This is a genomic window from Chryseobacterium sp. ERMR1:04, from assembly GCF_001297705.1.
GTDB lineage: Bacteria > Bacteroidota > Bacteroidia > Flavobacteriales > Weeksellaceae > Chryseobacterium.
Genome location: NZ_LIRF01000003.1, coordinates 1523859 through 1542152 on the forward strand (window position 1 = coordinate 1523859; position 18294 = coordinate 1542152).

Below are 18294 nucleotides of genomic sequence, written 5' to 3' on the forward strand. Positions count from 1 at the left end.
CAATCATTTTTCAGTGAAATACTCAATCTTTTATTGTACAGGAGAATATTTATTTATTTTTTTCAAATATTCTATTAATTCTTTAGGTCTGTCTGTCTGAATAATGTTGATATTATTTTTTATATACCACTCATACGCGTTGGGATTTTCAAGTACTAAATCATCATTATGCCCTGCACTGAGATTTGGCCATAAAGAGTTTATCCATACTTTTGCTCCTTTTTGCTGTACTTCTTTAAAATTGATTAAATGGCTTTCATCTAGCCCTAACGTAAATTCAAAACCATAAACCTTGTAATTTTTATAATACTCATTGATCTTGTCCCACCCTTCATTGGCTTCTAATTTTACAATGGGCATAAAGTGAATTTCATTTTTAAATTTCCCATATTTTGTATTGAATTCATTATAATCTACAGCACCTTTAAAAAGAATCTGATCTAATAGATTTCTTTTTTTAAGAATAGGATATACCAAATCAAAATAATCAAAAGCTTTATCTAAATTGATGAATATTTTATCTTTCGTTACTTCCAAAACCTCATCTAGCGTAGGAACTTTCATCTGAGTGGGTACTCCTAAACCGTCACGTAAAGTAAACTTCTTCATTTCTTCTAAAGTATAATCAGAAGGTTTCCCTTTTCCTGTAGTTGTTCTGTCAATGGTTTTATCATGCATTAGAATCAGAACATTATCTTTGGTGAGCGCTAAATCTATTTCTACCATATTTACTCCTTTTTCCATTGCTTTTTTTATAGCCATTATGGAGTTTTCGGGCGCTTCTCTCCAGTCTGCTCTATGAGCAACAACCATGATTTTATCACCTGGAAATTTACTTAGTGAAATCTGAGAATACCCAATTCCGTAGAGCAAGATGAAAAGTAAAGAGAAAAGATATTGCCTCTTATTTAAACTGTTTTTTTTCATATCGTTATATTTTCAATTTTAATAGCCGGGATTCTGTTTAATCGCCGGATCTGTATTAATTTGATCCTGAGGAACAGGCATGATAAGGTTATAGTTTTTAATGACAGCCGTATTGTATCCTAGTGTATGTTGGAAATAGTTGGTCATTACAGAAACAGCTTTCCCTGTTCGAACAAGATCAAACCATCGATGTCCTTCTCCCACAAATTCTTTTCTTCTCTCGACTTCTATTTCATCAAGCAACTGTTGTTGGGTTGTAATATCCACCGAAGCAAGTCCTGCTCTATTTTTAACCTTATTTAAATATAAATTTGAATTGGCAAAATCATTTGCTTTTGCATAACATTCTGCCATCAGAAGATACACATCTGCCAAACGAAGGACAACAACATTGCTACCACCATCTGCCACTGCATCAGAAGTTTTCACCAACTTTTTGGTATAGGGAATATCGTTTGGCGTAAGACCAATGTAAGCATCTCTTCTGCCATCTCCTGCTGTAAAAAGGTTGTAAATTTCTTTGGTGGGTAAGTTGTGTCCTTTTGCACCCGGAACAAATCCTGAGGGACTGAACATTTGATAGGCCTGGCTTCCTTCTGTATTGCCATTAAGTCCCGAACTAAACTGAACATCAAATATAATCTCAGCATTATTTTTATTCGTAACATCAAATATTTTGGTAACATCCGGCAATAAGCTATATCCCAAACCTTGCACCTGCTGCAAATAGGGTAAGGCTTCACTAAATTTACTTCTGGTTATTAATACTTTACCTAAAATTCCTAAAGCTGCACCTCGCGTCACTCTTCCTTTTTGGGAAGCTGTTATGGGTAGCAGATTAATAGATTCTTTTAATTCAGATTCAATAAAGCTGTAAATAGTTTCCACGGAAGTTCTTCCCTGCCCAAAATATTCATTGACATCTGTTGTTTCCTTTGTTGCTAATGGTACATCACCAAAAATTCTTACTAAATTGAAATACATAAGTGCTCTTAAAAATTTCACTTCACCCATCCGTGCATTTTTAAGTGATTCATCCATAGCCACAGCGCCTATTCTATTCAGAACGATGTTTGCCTGCTGTATCCCAATATAATTTTCTTTCCAGGTGCTGGACAGCAAAGTATTATTAGGCTGAATGGTAAAAAAATCAAATTCACCGTATGTAAAACTGTCGTTGGCAGGAACCTCATCATAGGTGTTATCTGATGGAAGCTCACCAATGGCAAGCATTGCCAATTGATATTGTCCCACATATTGTAATGATCCGTAGACGGCATTGACTCCCTGCTCCAACTGTGCCTGATCTTGGTAAAAAACAGCCGTTTGTTTAATACTTTCGGGTGAGGTGTTTAAAACATCTGAAGAACAAGATTGTAATAAAAACAAAGCTATAAAAGGTATATATATTCTTTTCATTTTGTAAATTTTATAAGTAGATATCAGATAAAAAAGGATTGGTTAAAATTTCATATTCATTCCGAAAGAATAAGTTTTGGCAACCGGATAATAGCCATTATCATATCCTTGTGTTAATATATTGTCTGAGTTGGCATCTAAATTTGCACCTTTATATGATGTGAGCGTCAGCAGATTATTTCCTACAAAATATACCTGTATGGCTTTCACTTTTAAGGCTGAAACTACATCACTTGGGAAATTATAGGCTAATTTTAATGATCTCAATCTTACATAATCTCCGTTTTTAAAGAAAATACTAGACGTTCTGGCTTCTTTTCTATTGTTTGAGAAGTTCATATTTGGCATTCCATAAAAACCATTAGGATTGGTTTGTGGGTTATATCTATTATCAAAATAATATTGTGTTGGCACCCCGAAACCTTCTCCCGATTCGGTATTATTCATTTGGCTGCCATTGTATATTTTTTTTCCTAGCTCGCTGTATAAAGTAAAATTCAGTTCAAAATTTTTATATCTAAATGAATTGGTAAAACCCATGATGTATTTGGGTATCCCTGAACCGAAACTTTTCTTATCATTGGTATCAATTTTACCATCCCCGTTCAGGTCTTCCATAATATAATCTCCAACTAAAGTTCCTGCAATATGTGGTGAATTGTCAATTTCTTCCTGACTTTTATAAACCCCAAGAATGTTATAGCCATACATTTCGCCAATAGAACCACCTACCTTTGTTACCGAAAAATTATTTACCCCTGTCACAATCTGCGTTTGGTTATTCCCTAGCGCTAAAACTTTGTTTTTATTGGTAGAAAAGCTGAAATTACTAGAATATTCAAAGTGCTCTCCCATATGAATAGGTCTTAAAGATAATTGTATCTCCAAACCATTATTCCTAATTTTACCAATATTTTGAAGGGACGTGGTGTATCCAGACTGCTGGGGAACAGGGACCTCCAGAAGCAAATCTTTCCTATTTAAGATGTAATAGTCTGCAGAAATATTCAGATATTTATTAAACAAAGAAAAATCGATCCCGAAGTTGGTAGATTCAGACTTTTCCCAAGAAAGATTCTTGTTAGCAGGTGTAGAAGACCTGTATCCCGGAGCTAAAATTCCTCCAAAAACATAATACTCTTTTTCCATTAAAGACATGGATCCAAAATTGGGAATCTGATTATTTCCATTGGTTCCCAAGCTAAATCTTAATTTCAAAGGATCCAACAATTTATTTTTGGGAAAGAAACTTTCATTACTTACCGTCCATCCTAAAGACAATGCATAGAAATTGCCCCATTTAGAATTAACTCCGAATCTTGAAGAGCCATCTCTTCGGTAAGAAGCCATAAAACTATATTTGCTCTGATAGCTATAATTAAATCTTGTAAAATAGGAAAGTAACGTCCATTTATATTGATTAACATCAATTTTAAAAGAGGTTCCTCCCGCTATATTTTCAATACTGTTATCCGGAAAACCTGTTGCTAAAGTAGTTATCTGATTAGATGATTCTTCCTGATAAGATTGTCCCGCTATCGCATTAAATGAATGATCATTGATCTTTTTATCATACGTGAGTAAATTTTCTATCAGATAGTTTTTAGTAATATACTCTGTTCTGCTTCCACTCGTCACGTCATTAGGAACAGGGGTTCTGTAGCTTCCTACCGTTGAAGGTTTAAAGAAATTATATTCATAACTCGTATAATCTCCTCCTGCAGAAGCTTTATATTTAAAATCTTTTAAAAATTTCCATTCTCCAAATATATTTCCAAAGGTCTTGAACAAGGTATACTTTCGTTTTGTCATCTCTGCAATCGCAACAGGATTTTCAACCAAAGCAGCATCTGTAGGCGTATTCATTTTTATCTGCTGAGAAATAAGAAGATTTCCGTTAGCATCTCTCGGTGCAAAAAAAGGATACATTACGGTAGAAGCCAGCAATGGATTATAGGTATTTCCACCATTCACCATATCAAACAATTCTCCTTTTGCAAAAGATGGAGTCATAGAGATCCCAAACTTCAGTTTATCCGTCACATTAGTAACTAAGTTGATATTGCCTGAATATTTTTCGTAGCCCGTACCAATCAGGATCCCTTTTTGATTCAGATAACTTCCTGTGAATGAATATTTAGTTTTTTCATCACCTCCTAAAATATTCAATGAAGTATTGCTTATTGGAGCGGGCTTTAAGACTGTGGAATACCAATCTGTATTCGTTAATCCAGGTTGTTTATTTAAGTAAGGAATAATATAATCCGGGATAAGTTCTCTTAGCGAAGCGCCTTTGGCAATTCTTGTGGCAGTATCATCAGAAGCACTTCTGTTAGGCCCTTTTGAAAGATAATTATTATCTCTTGCCTCTTTCATAAAAGTGGCCATATCATACGCGTTAACAAGCTTTTCGTTATCACTCCTGGTCTGGATTCCGTAATAAGAATCAAGCGTAAACTCCAACTTTCCCTTTTTTCCTTCTTTGGTTTGAATAAGAATAACTCCATTGGCACCTCTTGAACCATAAATAGCCGTAGAAGCAGCATCTTTTAGCACATCAATAGAAGCAATTGAATTCGGATCAATTGAATTTAGATTTGTTCCTTCTGTTAAAGGAAATCCGTCTACCACTATTAAAGGATTAGCTCCTGCCGTTAAAGTTCCGATCCCACGGATTCGAATACTTGGCGATGCACCAGGGTTTGCATTGGAAGAAGTTATCTGAATGCCGGTTGCTTTTCCTGCAATCATATCTCCGAAGTTTCCAGAAGCCACCCCTTTCAGATCTTTATCACCAATAGACGAGATAGACCCTGAAATATCTTTTTTATTCTGCTTTCCATACCCTATCAATACCACTTCTTCAATCTTTTTTTCTTTCTCCGGGATTGTATCGTTCTTGGAAAGATTGGAAAAGCTACTTTTAATTACTTTTTTGGGAATTACCTCGTTCTTATTAGCCGTTCTTCTTACGGTAACCGTATTATTCTGAACATTAAATTCTACAGGATAATTTTTTTCTAAATAACTTAAAGTTTCGCTCAAAGATGCATAATTGATCTTGTCATCATCTACTAAAATATCTTTTAAATCTGAAACTGAATAGAAGACCTGTGTTTTTGTTATTTTGCTCAGTTTTTCCAGCACTTTTGTTATGGGCCGGTTTCCAGTATAGGCTACATAGAAATCTTTTTGTATTTCTGAGGCATAAGATAATTGTGACATGCACAAAATACCAAGTACAGTAGCGCTCATCAATGTTTTTTTCATAAATTCGCAAATGTTAATTTGTTAAACTTTTATCGGTTTTATTTAAATTAATTTTCAGCATCGATAACCCCCATTATCGGTGCCTTTTATTTTAATTCTATTTGTTCTTCATTTATAATATCTGGTTTTAAATGAAATGGAAAACTTATTACAGAAAGAACCTCATTAAGATTTCCCGTAAAAGATCCGCTCACTTTTTTATTTTGAAATTGGTCAGGATACTTTATTTTTATGTTGTAAGTCTCTTCTAGCTCCTTAATGGCTTCAGAATAATTTTCATTACTAAAGGCAAAATGTTTTTCTTTTTCTTTATTAAAATAATGATGTTCTCTGTTTTGCTTATCATTCGTCCAAATCTCTTTTGGTAGCAAATAGGTTATATTTTTCTTATTTTCAATTTTTACTTTTCCTTCAAATAATTCTACTTTCTTTTCGGGAGATCTCTGATCTAAAAAAAACTGAGTGCCCAAAACCTGTACATGAAAATCTCCGGCATTAATTCTAAAAGGTTTGGTTTTATCTTTCGTAATCTTAAAATTTCCCTGCCCTGTAAAAATCACCTCTCTATTGCGCGCTCCAAATTTTTTGTTCAGAGTAAGTTTACTGTTAGGTTTTAATTGAATAATACTTCCATCCGGCAATGTAAAAGTTTTTGATTTCTCGAAAGTTTCAAATACATATTCTGATGCTGCTTCCGATTTTTTTTTTTGTGTTGATGAGTAGAAAAATAACATCGTCAACAAAGGAATAAGCACAGCCGCAGCCCAGTACATTTTCTTTACTGATCTTTTCTTGTTGATTTTATTTTCAATGCCACTCCAGATTCTTTGATCTGTAGCATCATCTATTCTCTTTTGTTCATCACCAACAGAAATCCATATTTCGTGATCTTCTTTTTCTGAATTCATAATCTGTCTAAAGCCATAAAAGCTCTTTATTAAGTAATACGCAGAAAAGTAAAATCGTAAACCTTAGAATTTAAGATTTAATATTTAGTTCATATAGAGAACTCAAAGAAATTATTGTAGGTTGATTTTTAGATAGCTAATAACCTTATTGACTTGCTTTCCAATAGCCGTTTTAGAAATATTATTTTCTTTGGCCAGTTTTGAATAGCTCAGATTTTCAATCTTATGTTGAATAAAAAGGTCTTTTGCTTTTTTAGGTAATTGATCCAATAGCATTTCTATTTTCCGGATCTGCTCTTCTCTTGATACTTCATCAAGAGTTTCATCCAATTGCTCAGGGTTATGGTTCTCTTCTGAGATGGTAAAAGCTTGTTTAGTTTTACGGTAAAAATTGGCGACTTCCTGTTTACAGGTTTTAAAAATAATAGCCTCAATGGGAATGTTCTGATTGTCATTCTGAAGATATTTCCAAATATGAACAAAAACATCCTGAACAATATCTTCTATATCCTCATCTCTCTGGACATATTTTTTTACATAGAAATAAACCCTATGCTTATATTCAGAATATATTTTTTTGAAAGACTTCGTCATTGTGATTCCTAAAACAGCCTCGCAAAAGTATTTATTATTAATTCTTTGTTGATTAATACTATATTAATTTTAGCGATTGTGCCTGAGATAAATATAAGAAAAAAACAACTAATAATCAATAAAAAAAGGAATCCTTAGAACAACGCAAACAACAGTAAAACAATTACAAATCAACAACTTATTCAATATATTATCCTACAATTTATCAGATTCAGAAAAAGTAGAAGCCCGGTATATTAATTCAGTATCCATCACAATTGTTTGGTTCGGCGCTGAAATATCTTTTATTTTTTCTAATATTAATTCTGCTGCGGCTTCCCCCATTTTCACCAAAGGTTGCTGTACACTGGTGAGTTTCGGATGAACGATGGTTGCCAATTCGGTTCCAGAAAAGCTTGCTACAGCCACTTGTTCGGGGATCTTTATTCCTTTCTCCAAAAGATAGTTCATGGCTCCGATTGCCAATGTATCACTGAATGCAAAAATACTGTCAAATTCAATTTTCCTGTCCAGTAGATGTTTTGCGGCATGCTCCCCTTCTTCGAACATCATTCCGTTTGTTTTTATGATCAACTCAGGATCAAAAATATTGTGTTTCTTTAAAATACGTTTGTAGCCCATTTCTCTTTCAACCGCATTACGGATCGTAGAGGGTCCCATGATATGGACAATTCTTTTTCTCCCTGTATTAATCAAATGTTCAACCACCAAAGATGCCTTGATATTATCATCTACTACCACTTTTGAAACCTCCAATGTTTTACTCGGAATTCTATCAAAAAAAACTAGCGGAATTCCCCTATCCATCATCTCTTTATACACATCTTCATTATAGGTTTCATGACAGAGATTAATGATAATTCCATCTACATTAAACTCTTCTAAAAGCTGTAGATTTTTCCTTTCAATTAAAGGGTTTTCGTCGGATTGTGTAATGATGACCCGATAGCCTAACGGGTATAAAATATTCTGAATTCCCTGCAATACTTTTGAAGAAAAAGGCGTGATCATTTCGGGAACCACAAGACCAATATTCTTTGTCTGGCCGTACTTTAAACTTAATGCCGTAGTGTTTGGCTTATACCCTAATTTTTCGGCTGCTTCCAATACTCTTTTTTGAGTTTCGGCATTGATATTTTTATCATTTAATAGCGCTCTTGATATCGTAGAGGTGGACAAGGATAAGAATTTGGATAAATCTTTAAGGGTAATTCTACTCATCACGTGTCTTTTTTAGGTATATTTTCATCAAAAATACATAAAAAATATGCAAATGGGAACGTTCCCAAAGTTTTGGGAACGTTCCCATAAAAAAAAATCAAATAAAAAACATTATCAACAAACAATTTAATATAAGTTTGAGAAATCGACTAATATTAAAAAAATATATAAAATTTTTCACATGAGTATACAAGCTTACCAATACGATTCCAAAGGCATACAATCAGGCATTCTGCACATTGGTGTAGGGAATTTCCACAGAGCTCATCAACAGTTTTATACCAATGAATTATTGAAGCATGAAGACCAGCAGCATTGGGGAATCTGTGGTGTTTGCCTACTCCCTTCTGATGAAAAAATTGTAACCAATTTGAGGTCACAAGATCTTGATTATACTTTAACGATCTGCGGAAGAGATGGCAAAGATGAAATATACAGCATCGGTTCTTTAACAGAATTAATCTGGGGTGTAGAAGACCCAAAAGCGGTGATCAATAAAATTGCTGATCCTGCGATTAAAATTATCACCTTAACGATTACCGAAGGAGGATATAATTTGGATAAAGAAACGAATGCGTTTAATCTAAATGATGAAAAAATTAAACATGATCTGGACAACCCGAACAGCCCAACAAGTGTTTTCGGATTTGTAGCAGAAGGACTTCGTAAAAGGAAAACAGATGGAAGCGGAAGCATTACCATCCTTTCTTGTGACAACCTTCAACACAACGGGAATACTGCAAAAAGAGCTTTTACCACTTTTATTGAGGCGCAGGATAAAGAGCTGGCAGAATGGGTAAAAACCAACGTTACTTTCCCTAACAGTATGGTAGATAGAATTACGCCGGCCACCACTCCGGAAGATGTTATCAGATTAAATGAGAAAAGCGGAACTGAGGATAAAGCGCCCGTTTACTGTGAAGATTTTACGCAATGGGTAATTGAAGATCAATTTATCGCGGGAAGACCTGCCTGGGAAAAAGTTGGGGTAGAATTTACTCAGGATGTAACCGCTTTTGAAAATATGAAATTAAGCCTTCTGAATGCTTCTCATACCCTACTTTCTTATCCGTCATTTTTAAAAGGATACCGAAAAGTAGATGAAGCTATGCAGGATCAGGACATTATCAAATTGGTTCGCAATTTTATGGATATTGATATCACTCCTTATGTTCCCGCTCCTGAAAATACCGATTTGGAAAAATATAAACAGACTTTGATAGAGCGTTTTTCGAATCACAGTGTGAGCGACCAGGTAAGCAGATTGTGTTTTGATGGCATTTCAAAATTTCCGGTTTACATTCTCCCGAATCTTACTAAAATGATTGGTGATGATAAAGACCTCATCCGTATTGCTTTTCTGTTTGCAGCTTACAGACATTACTTAAAATATAAAGTGGATGATAAAGGACATTCTTATGAAGTTGCCGAACCGTGGATCACTGAAAATGATGAAAAATTAATCTCAAGTGATGATCCTATTGATTTTTTACAGGTATCCGCATTTAAAAGTATTGATCTCTCTTCATCAGAAAAATTCACAGAATTATATATTAATTTCGTGAAAAACATTAAAAATGAAGGCGTTACAATCGTTTTACAATCTCTTTAAATACTCCTATTATGATCGTAAATTCAGATATAAAATCCCTCGATAACAAGACCAATAACAGCATATTTCCCTTTGCTATTATTACTTTTATCTACTTTATTGTCGGTTTTTTAACTACCGTCAATGAACAGTTGCAGGCTCCTTTGAAATTCACTTTCCTGTCTCATGCAGGAAGTTTAAAGAATACTTTTACCACCTTAATTTCCTTTTTTTTCTTTTTAGGATATCTTCTGAACGGAACACTGGGAAGTAAATGGGTAAACGCTTTTGGATATAAAAATACTATTCTGAGAGGACTTTTATTTATGATCTCAGGACTTTTCATGTACCTTTTTTCGTCTTGGTTTGGGTTTAAATTTCCTGATCTTGACTTTAGTATTGCTGATGCAGTGATCCCTTTTGGATTTGTCATTTTCGTAATAGGATCTTATTTAATGGGAACCTCGGCGGCGATCATTCAGGTGGTAGTGAATCCTTATGCAGCGTCTTATCAATTAAAAGGAACACAACCTGTACAGCGATTAAATATCTTAACAGCGATCAATTCCATCGGAACGACTTCTGCTCCGTTTTTCGTGACCGTTGTGATGTTCAGTGGAATTTCTATTGAGAATATTGAGATCAAACAATTATTATTGCCTCTTTCTGTTTTAATTGCCTGCATTTTAACTGTTATGCTCATCACCAGAAAACTGCACCTTCCGGATATTGAAAACACGAGAGCTGTGGCGGGAGAAAAACTGGAAAGAAGCATTTGGTCATTCAGACATTTTGCACTGGGCGTTGTGGCTATTTTCTTTTATGTGGGAACAGAAGTTGCTATCGGAGCCAATATCAATCTTCATGCTTTTGAATTAATGGAATCTGGCCATCCCATCACGTTTTTTGGAAAAACAGATATTATGATTGGTGGAATGGACCTAGGAATCCACGCATTATTGTCCACTTTATATTGGGGCGGATTTTTAGTAGGAAGATCTATTTCAAGCTTTCTGAGCCACATTTCTGCTAAAACACAGTTGGCTACCACCACTATCCTTGCAACCATTCTTGCGATCGCCTCCATGATCACTCAAAATCTTTGGTTCCTTGTTGCCATCGGACTTTTACATTCCTCTATGTGGAGCTGCATCTACTCTCTTTCTATAAAAGGATTGAATAAATATACTTCAAAAGCATCCGGCGTATTCATCTCAGCGGTATTTGGCGGAGCTGTATTCACGCTTGTTCAAGGTGGACTGGCAGATGCTTTAGGATCTTGGAGATGGACCTGGATATTAACTGTAGTTTGCGAATTACTGATGTTATCCTATGCCTTATTCGGATCTAAAATCAGAGAAAAAGACTTACTTACCTAACCTTTTAATTTTCAATTGCACATTCTATAATCCGGTATTGATGTATCGGATGTAGAATGCTACAACCAAAACACAATATCATGATCAGAACTCAATTACTGATAATCTTTAGCATTATCATGGGAAGCTCATTGCTGTATAGCCAAAAAATTCATTCTGCATTACAACTTAGAAACAGCCATTTGTGGCGCGGTTTGGAAGTTTCTTCAGGCTTAGTTTACACAGGAGATATTCATGTAGACGGCAAAAATTTCTATGGCGGATTTTGGACAGGAGGAAATGTAGACGGCTCATACAAAGAATTCAACAATTACGTTGGCTATAAAAATAAGCACCTTACGGTAGAACTTTGGGATATTTATAATTTCTCGCCCAATGCCACTTACAATAACAAAGAATTTTTCAATTACAATGCCAGCGAAACAGGCCGTTTCTGGGATTTAAGGTCTTTTTACACCATCAGTGATAAAATTCCTTTAACCTTAAGTGCCAACACCGTCGTTTTCGGTAGAGACAGAAATAAAGACAACACAGAAAACAAATATTCGTCATTCATTTCCGCAGAATATCCTGTTTATAAAAAAGAAGATGAAAATCTGGAAGTCCGCACAAGGGTTGGCTATGGTTTTGCCTTAAATCATGCCGGAGAAGAAAGCAATTTTTTCGCTAAAAAAGATGGTATTACTGAAGTAAGTTTAATCGTCTCTAAAACGTTCATGATTGCTGGTTACAAACTTCCTGTCGGAATTTGGGGAATGTGGAATCCTGTTGGGAATAATGCGTATTTGCAGTTTTCTGTTCAGGCTTATTCGTTTTAGAGGAGAGGTCCTACGATAAAAAAACCTAACAGGTTTTAAAAACCTGTTAGGTTTGAGCTTTTCCGAATACTATATTATTAAGAAAGAGCATTTAGTAGCATCTCTTTGAATAGATTTTTATTTTATCTTCATCATCGTAACCAATGAAGTGGCCACATGACTTTCTGATTCTCCATTTTCATCAACAACATAAATTTCTGTTCTGATGACACTGATCTTTGCCCCTCCTTTCACCACATACGATTTTGAAACCAAAGCCTCTCCAATCGCAGGACGAAGATAATTCACTTTTAATTCCACTGTGACTACATAACAATCTTTTTCATAGTGGCTCACCGCCGCATATCCTGAAGAAACATCCACTAAAGAAGCAATCATTGCCCCGTTGAACATTCCTGCTTTTCTGGTCATTAATTCCATTTTTGGAATTTTCATGGAAATGAAATCGGTGTCGACTTCCAGTAATTCTGCTTTGTAGAATTTTAAGGTTTCAGAGCGATTGAAACTATCGGTGATGAGTTGTTTTTTTTCGGGAGTCATTGATTATTATTTGAAGGGTAAAGATAGTGAAAAGTTGTTTAGACGCTTCGACTCCGCTCCTGTGACATCGCGACAAATTTGCGGTTAAATAATACGGTTAGTATTAGAAATGTCATGATGAGCGAAGTCGAAGCATCTCATTTTATTTACAGTAAGTTTTGGCTAAAGCCAATTGAAGGTATTTAAAATGAAAACGGGCTAAAGCCCGTTCCTATTGATATTGTTGAAAATAATATTGTGTTATTCGTGAAGAACATTCGTGTTATTTGCGTTTAAAACTTAGCCAAGCTGAACCTGAAAATCATCAGACAACAATAAAACTCCTTCTGCTAAACTTTCCGGATGGGTTGTAAATCCTTTCAATTTTGAAGTTTTTCCTTTTAACACTAAATCGAGTAGCTGCTTATCTGAAATCTTTTTCCCGAAAATATCGAAAGAAATCTTAAAGCCACAATTTTTAAAATCAGAACAGCCGACAGCGGTTTTTCCTTTAATTAAATTATGTTCTTTACACTTCGGGCACTTGGTTTCTTCCCAAGTCTGAAGTTCTTTTTTTACCGCAGGTTCTCTCTTTTTCTTTTCAACTACTTTTTCTTCTTCCTGCAACATGATGACCTTTCCTTTTCCGTCCACCACTTTTTTGGTCAGTTCTGTTACCATTTGGATCAATTCTTCTTTAAACTGATTGGCTTCATATTCACCACTTTCAATCTTACGAAGTTTTAATTCCCATTCCCCCGTTAATTCAGGACTTTTCAGCAATTCATCTTCAATCGTATCAATCAATTGAATTCCGGTCTGCGTGGCAATTAGATTTTTTCTTTTCTTTTCAATATACTGTCGTTTGAAAAGTGTTTCTATAATGTTGGCTCGGGTGGATGGTCTTCCGATCCCGTTATTTTTTAAAAGTTCACGAAGTTCTTCGTCTTCCACCTGTTTTCCTGCAGTTTCCATCGCTCTCAGAAGCGTTGCTTCTGTGTAAGGTTTTGGCGGTGACGTTTTACCCTGGTGAATCATCGGATCATGGGGTCCGGTTTCTCCGGCAACGAATTCAGGAATGGTTTGTTCCTCTTCCTTATCTTTTTCTTTATCAGCCGGTTCTTCTTTGGCGTCTTTTGCATAGACTGCTCTCCAGCCGGGTTCAAGGATCTGCCTTCCACTTGTTTTAAACGGAATGGTTCCTACCTTACCTTCAACCAAAGTATTTGAAATTTTACATTCAGGGTAAAATACCGAAATAAAACGTTTGGCAATCAGGTCATACACCAATTTCTCTTCCCTGCTCAAGTTTTGAGAAGGCGGAACTTCCGTTGGAATGATCGCATGGTGATCCGTTACTTTTGCATCATCAAAAACTGCTTTCGATTTTGGAATTGGCGCTTCTAATAAAGGGGTAATCAGTTCCTGATAGAAATACATTTTTCGAAGAATCCCTTCAATTTTCGGATATAAACTTTCCGATAAATAGGTTGTATCAACACGCGGATAGGTCACATGTTTTTTCTCGTAAAGACTTTGAATATATTTTAAGGTACTGTCTGCAGAATAACCATATTTTTTGTTGGCTTCCACCTGAAGTCCGGTCAGGTCAAAAAGCCTTAGATTCTTTTCTTTTCCTTCTTTAATTTCAAAAGAGACGATCTCAAAAGGATTTACTTTAAGATATTCCAAGCCTTTTTCTGCGCGGTCTAAGGTTTTTAAACGGTCAATTGCCGCGTTGAAAATAACGTCACGGTATTTGGTTTTCAGTTCCCAATATTCTTCCGTATTAAAAGCCTCGATCTCTTTCTGACGCTGAACCAACATCGCCAACGTCGGAGTCTGCACTCTTCCGATAGAAAGGACTACTTTATTTCCTCCAAACTTTTTGGTGAAAAGTCGGGTCGCGTTGATTCCCAATAACCAATCTCCTATCGCTCTTGCATTTCCTGCGAGATAGAGATTTTTGTAATCTTCGGCCGGTTTTAGGTTTTGAAAACCTTCTTTAATGGCTTCTTCGGTAAGAGAAGAAATCCATAAACGCTGAATGGGTTTGTTGCATTTTGCTTTCTGCAATACCCAACGCTGAATGAGTTCTCCCTCCTGCCCGGCATCCCCGCAATTGATCACCTCATCACATTCTTCCACCAATCTCTCAATCACTTTAAACTGATTTTCAACGCCTTTGTTGGGAATTAGTTTGATCCCAAAATTATTTGGAATAATCGGCAGTAAAAATAAATTCCAGGATTTGTACTGAGGACCGTAGTCGTGAGGTTCTTTTAGGGTGCAAAGATGTCCGAACGTCCATGTTACACAATAGCCGTTTCCTTCCATATACCCTTGTTTAGGCGTGGTTGCTCCCAATACTTTGGCGATATCTCTGGCAACACTGGGTTTTTCGGCAATACAAAGTTTCATGAATTTCGGGGATTATTGAAAGGGTTGCAAAAATCGGGATTTTTTTTGATATTCTCTAAACGGATTAAAAAATATTTTTGATATAAAAAATATTACAAAAATTAATCTAAGTTTTCTATCTTTACTGTTATTAAAATCTTTATAAAACTAGGATTTAAATTACAAAAAATATTCGAATGGCTCTTTCATTAAATGCTGAACAAAAAAATCTGCTTAAACTATTTAAGATTGAAGAACAATATATCATTCCTACATATCAAAGACCTTATTCTTGGGAATATGATCAATGCTTTCAATTATACACGGATATTTTAAATTCATTTAAAAGTAATGAAGATTATTTCATAGGTAATATAATAATAGCAAAAAGTGAGAAGACTCAAAACTCATTAGAAATTGTAGATGGACAACAAAGGCTTATTACATTATTGTTACTTATAAAAGTATTATCTCTTTTTCAACCTGAATTAAAAATTTTATCTCAACTTTTGGAAAAAGAAGATTGGGAAGGATCAAATAATATTCCCAGAATTAAATCCAACATTTTTGAAGCCGATGATAATGAATCCTTACAAAATGTATTAGCTTATACCTTAGAAAATCTAATAGATACTTTTAAAAAAAATTCTGATAAACATAAGAGAATAATTGAAAAAAAAAACAGAAATAAATTTGAAAAAAATATCTTGTATTTTTATTCTTGGATTAGCTTCTATAAATCAAATAATGATAATTTAAAAGATTTCATTTCTTATTTACTTACTCAAGTTTATTTATTACCAATAGAATTAACTGGAAAAACTCAAGACGAGGCTAATGAAAAAGCATTAACTATTTTTGAAACAATAAATAATAGAGGTCTAAACCTAGAAGATGCTGACATTTTTAAAGCTAAATTGTATGATAGAGCAAAAAAAATAAATGAACAAGAAATTTTCATAGACTTGTGGACCGATTTCAAAAGTGGTTGTGATAATTTAAATTTAAAGATTGATGATATTTTCAGATATTATTCTCATATTATTAGAGGAAAAGAAGCTATAACATCTGGTGAAATAAATTTACGAGAGTTCTTTATTAGAGAAAATTACTCTCCCTTTGAACTGAAAAAGTATAAAGAAGTTTTGACTGATTTGTTTAAAATTGTAGAAATTTTAGAGTTTTTAAATAAAGAAAAAATAATTGAAAATGAATCAGCAACTTGGTTACAAATTATTGACGCTTATACTAATCAGTACCCTAAATATGCTATTGTAAACTATTTATTTGTTAATGACATAAAAATTAATCCGAGTTTTATAGATTTCATTAAATCATTAGTAAGATATATTTATTATCAAGGTTCAACAACTTCTGTGAAATTTGAAATTTATAATATAATTAAACAAATATCCTTCAAACAAGAAATTAACAATTATTATCAAGATGTTCCATTTAACCTTTTTGACTATTTAGGAAGGTTGAAAAAAGGATTCTCGTTATTAGCTTTTTATTTATTGTACCCTAAAGCAATATCATCTTATAATGTTGATAGAATTGTTACTTTAAAAGATAAACCATTATTAAAAGGGGATTGGGAAAATGCTAACTTATCCGAAATAATAGAAAATTTAGGCAATTCTATTATTTTAGATATCCCAAAAAAAAGTATAGATATTAATAGAAAGAAAGAATATTATTCTACATCAAATATACATGAGGTTAAAACTCTTTTTTCAAATGGAGATTATACATTTTTAGAATTTTTGGAAAGAGACATTAAAATAAAGGAAACCCTAATAAATTTTTTCGAAGGTAACCATGAATAAAATCAAGTTTGAAAAATTTAAAGCTTTTCAGCAACAAATAACATTAGAATTAAATAATAAAAATATTTTATTATATGGAGAAAATGGATCAGGTAAAAGTTCAATTTATGAATGTCTAAAAATCATTTTTTTTAAAGACAGAATTGAGAAAAATTTATCTACTGAAATAACTCCTGAAGAATATGAACAAAATAAAAGTGATTTATGGGCATCATATAATAATAAAATTAATAATCAGAATTTTGAAATTATAGTTAATGAAATAAATCATAATACTTTTGATACGAAAAATTATCAAGCTTTTATGATATCTCTTGAAGAGATTTTCATTGAAAATAATATAAATTTAATTAGTTTATTAGAAAAACTACATTTAAATATAACAGACATTAGAAATCTATGTAATGAGCATTATTTACAAGTCCAAGAAAATGTAAATGAAACTTTATTACAGTTTAAAGAAGACATAAAGATTGAAATAGATAATGAAGATGATTTTGCTATCAAAATAATAGATCCAAAGAAAAATCTTGAAAGGAAATCGGATATAAAAAAATTTTTCAATGAAGCAAAACTTAATTTAATTGTTTTATTATTAATTTTCAATGTAATTTTAATTGCTCAAGATACTTCAAAAAAAAGAATTTTAATATTAGATGATTTTATAACTAGCTTAGATAGTTCAAATCGTACTTTTATTGCTAAATATGTATTAGAAAAATTCTCGGAATTTCAATCTTTTATTTTGACACATAATATTAGTTTTTTCAATCTGATAGTTTTTCTAGTAAGAGAAATTGTAAATAATCAAAATTGGATATTTGGAAATCTTTATGAAATAAATAATCAACATAAGTTATATTTAAAAAATAATATTGAAAGAGTTAGTAAGATTAAGGAAGACTATCTTAGTACTACACAAGATATAGAAGAAATTGGAAATAGAATCCGTAAAAAATTTGAAATTCTTCTTTATGAGTTCTCTAAAATATTAATGATAGGAGCTGTAGAAGATAGTAAAAAAATTTTAGAAAGATTAACAAATGGGAAGCCTGTTTATTATAAAGATGGGAACACAGCTTCTGATTTAATTGATGAATTACAAAACATTATTACAGTCAACAATAATTTATCTGCTAATTTAAATGTTAAAATTTCTCAGTATAAAAATGCTGAATTTAGTAATTTTCAACATATTCTCAAAGAACTAAAACTTTATCAAAAAGTTACGATGCATCCCATGTCTCACGGCACCCTTGGTATGGTTACATTTACAACTAATGAAATCACTCAATCACTAGAACTTTTAGAAAAAATGGAGAAATTTTTAAAAGATTTTGTAGAAAAAAACATTACTACAATTTAAATGTAATACGAGCCCGCCTTAAAAAAGAGAACTGTCAACAATATTAATGAATC

At 33.4% G+C, this 18294-nt stretch carries 13 protein-coding genes; 5 read left to right on the forward strand and 8 right to left on the reverse strand.

All coding sequences use genetic code 11. The features are described 5' to 3' along the window. Positions 1 to 30: 30 nt before the first annotated feature. The 6 genes from AMQ68_RS06915 to AMQ68_RS06940 all read right to left on the reverse strand — a co-directional run bounded on the left by AMQ68_RS06915 (position 31) and on the right by AMQ68_RS06940 (position 8339). Entirely contained in the window at positions 31 to 927 is an 897-nt protein-coding gene (locus tag AMQ68_RS06915; RefSeq protein ID WP_054509835.1) for a glycerophosphodiester phosphodiesterase family protein, read from the reverse strand. An 18-nt stretch (positions 928 to 945) separates the two neighbouring features. Beyond that, positions 946 to 2346, reverse strand: a complete 1401-nt coding sequence (locus AMQ68_RS06920) for a RagB/SusD family nutrient uptake outer membrane protein (protein WP_054509836.1) — start codon at positions 2344 to 2346, stop codon at positions 946 to 948. Between the two features lie 42 nt (positions 2347 to 2388). Next, complete coding sequence (locus tag AMQ68_RS06925; protein WP_241775068.1) at positions 2389 to 5601, reverse strand: TonB-dependent receptor; 3213 nt, start codon at positions 5599 to 5601, stop codon at positions 2389 to 2391. A 101-nt stretch (positions 5602 to 5702) separates the two neighbouring features. Then, entirely contained in the window at positions 5703 to 6524 is an 822-nt protein-coding gene (locus AMQ68_RS06930; protein WP_054509838.1) for a FecR family protein, read from the reverse strand. Between the two features lie 111 nt (positions 6525 to 6635). Next, entirely contained in the window at positions 6636 to 7118 is a 483-nt protein-coding gene (locus AMQ68_RS06935) for an RNA polymerase sigma factor (RefSeq protein ID WP_054509839.1), read from the reverse strand. 195 nt (positions 7119 to 7313) lie between these two features. Further along, positions 7314 to 8339 (reverse strand): LacI family DNA-binding transcriptional regulator, encoded by a 1026-nt coding sequence (locus AMQ68_RS06940; RefSeq protein ID WP_054509840.1) that lies wholly within the window; start codon positions 8337 to 8339, stop codon positions 7314 to 7316. 181 nt (positions 8340 to 8520) lie between these two features. Between AMQ68_RS06940 and AMQ68_RS06945 the strand changes: the two genes are divergently transcribed. The 3 genes from AMQ68_RS06945 to AMQ68_RS06955 all read left to right on the forward strand — a co-directional run bounded on the left by AMQ68_RS06945 (position 8521) and on the right by AMQ68_RS06955 (position 12127). Further along, on the forward strand, positions 8521 to 9951 hold the full coding sequence (locus tag AMQ68_RS06945) for a mannitol dehydrogenase family protein (protein WP_054509841.1): 1431 nt from the start codon (positions 8521 to 8523) through the stop codon (positions 9949 to 9951). A gap of 11 nt (positions 9952 to 9962) precedes the next feature. Then, a complete protein-coding gene (locus AMQ68_RS06950) occupies positions 9963 to 11309 on the forward strand; it encodes an MFS transporter (RefSeq protein WP_054509842.1) in 1347 nt (448 codons plus the stop codon). A gap of 80 nt (positions 11310 to 11389) precedes the next feature. Further along, a complete protein-coding gene (locus tag AMQ68_RS06955) occupies positions 11390 to 12127 on the forward strand; it encodes a hypothetical protein (RefSeq protein ID WP_054510048.1) in 738 nt (245 codons plus the stop codon). A gap of 117 nt (positions 12128 to 12244) precedes the next feature. Here AMQ68_RS06955 and AMQ68_RS06960 read toward each other — a convergent pair whose 3' ends face one another. Together AMQ68_RS06960 and AMQ68_RS06965 are read right to left on the reverse strand one after the other, a co-directional pair. Further along, positions 12245 to 12667, reverse strand: coding sequence for a PaaI family thioesterase (locus AMQ68_RS06960; RefSeq protein ID WP_054509843.1), 423 nt, complete (start codon positions 12665 to 12667; stop codon positions 12245 to 12247). Positions 12668 to 12946: 279 nt separating this feature from the next. Next, positions 12947 to 15067, reverse strand: coding sequence for a type IA DNA topoisomerase (locus AMQ68_RS06965; protein WP_054509844.1), 2121 nt, complete (start codon positions 15065 to 15067; stop codon positions 12947 to 12949). Positions 15068 to 15243: 176 nt separating this feature from the next. On the opposite strand from AMQ68_RS06965, the gene AMQ68_RS06970 reads away from it, so the two are divergent. Together AMQ68_RS06970 and AMQ68_RS06975 are read left to right on the forward strand one after the other, a co-directional pair. Then, positions 15244 to 16875: a DUF262 domain-containing protein gene (locus AMQ68_RS06970; protein ID WP_054509845.1), complete on the forward strand. Its 1632-nt coding sequence runs from the start codon at positions 15244 to 15246 to the stop codon at positions 16873 to 16875. Beyond that, positions 16868 to 18241 carry an ATP-binding protein gene (locus AMQ68_RS06975; RefSeq protein WP_054509846.1) on the forward strand — a complete coding sequence of 458 codons (1374 nt, stop codon included), beginning with the start codon at positions 16868 to 16870 and terminating at the stop codon, positions 18239 to 18241. The genes AMQ68_RS06970 and AMQ68_RS06975 overlap by 8 nt, the downstream gene beginning before the upstream one ends. The last annotated feature ends 53 nt before the right edge of the window (positions 18242 to 18294 follow it).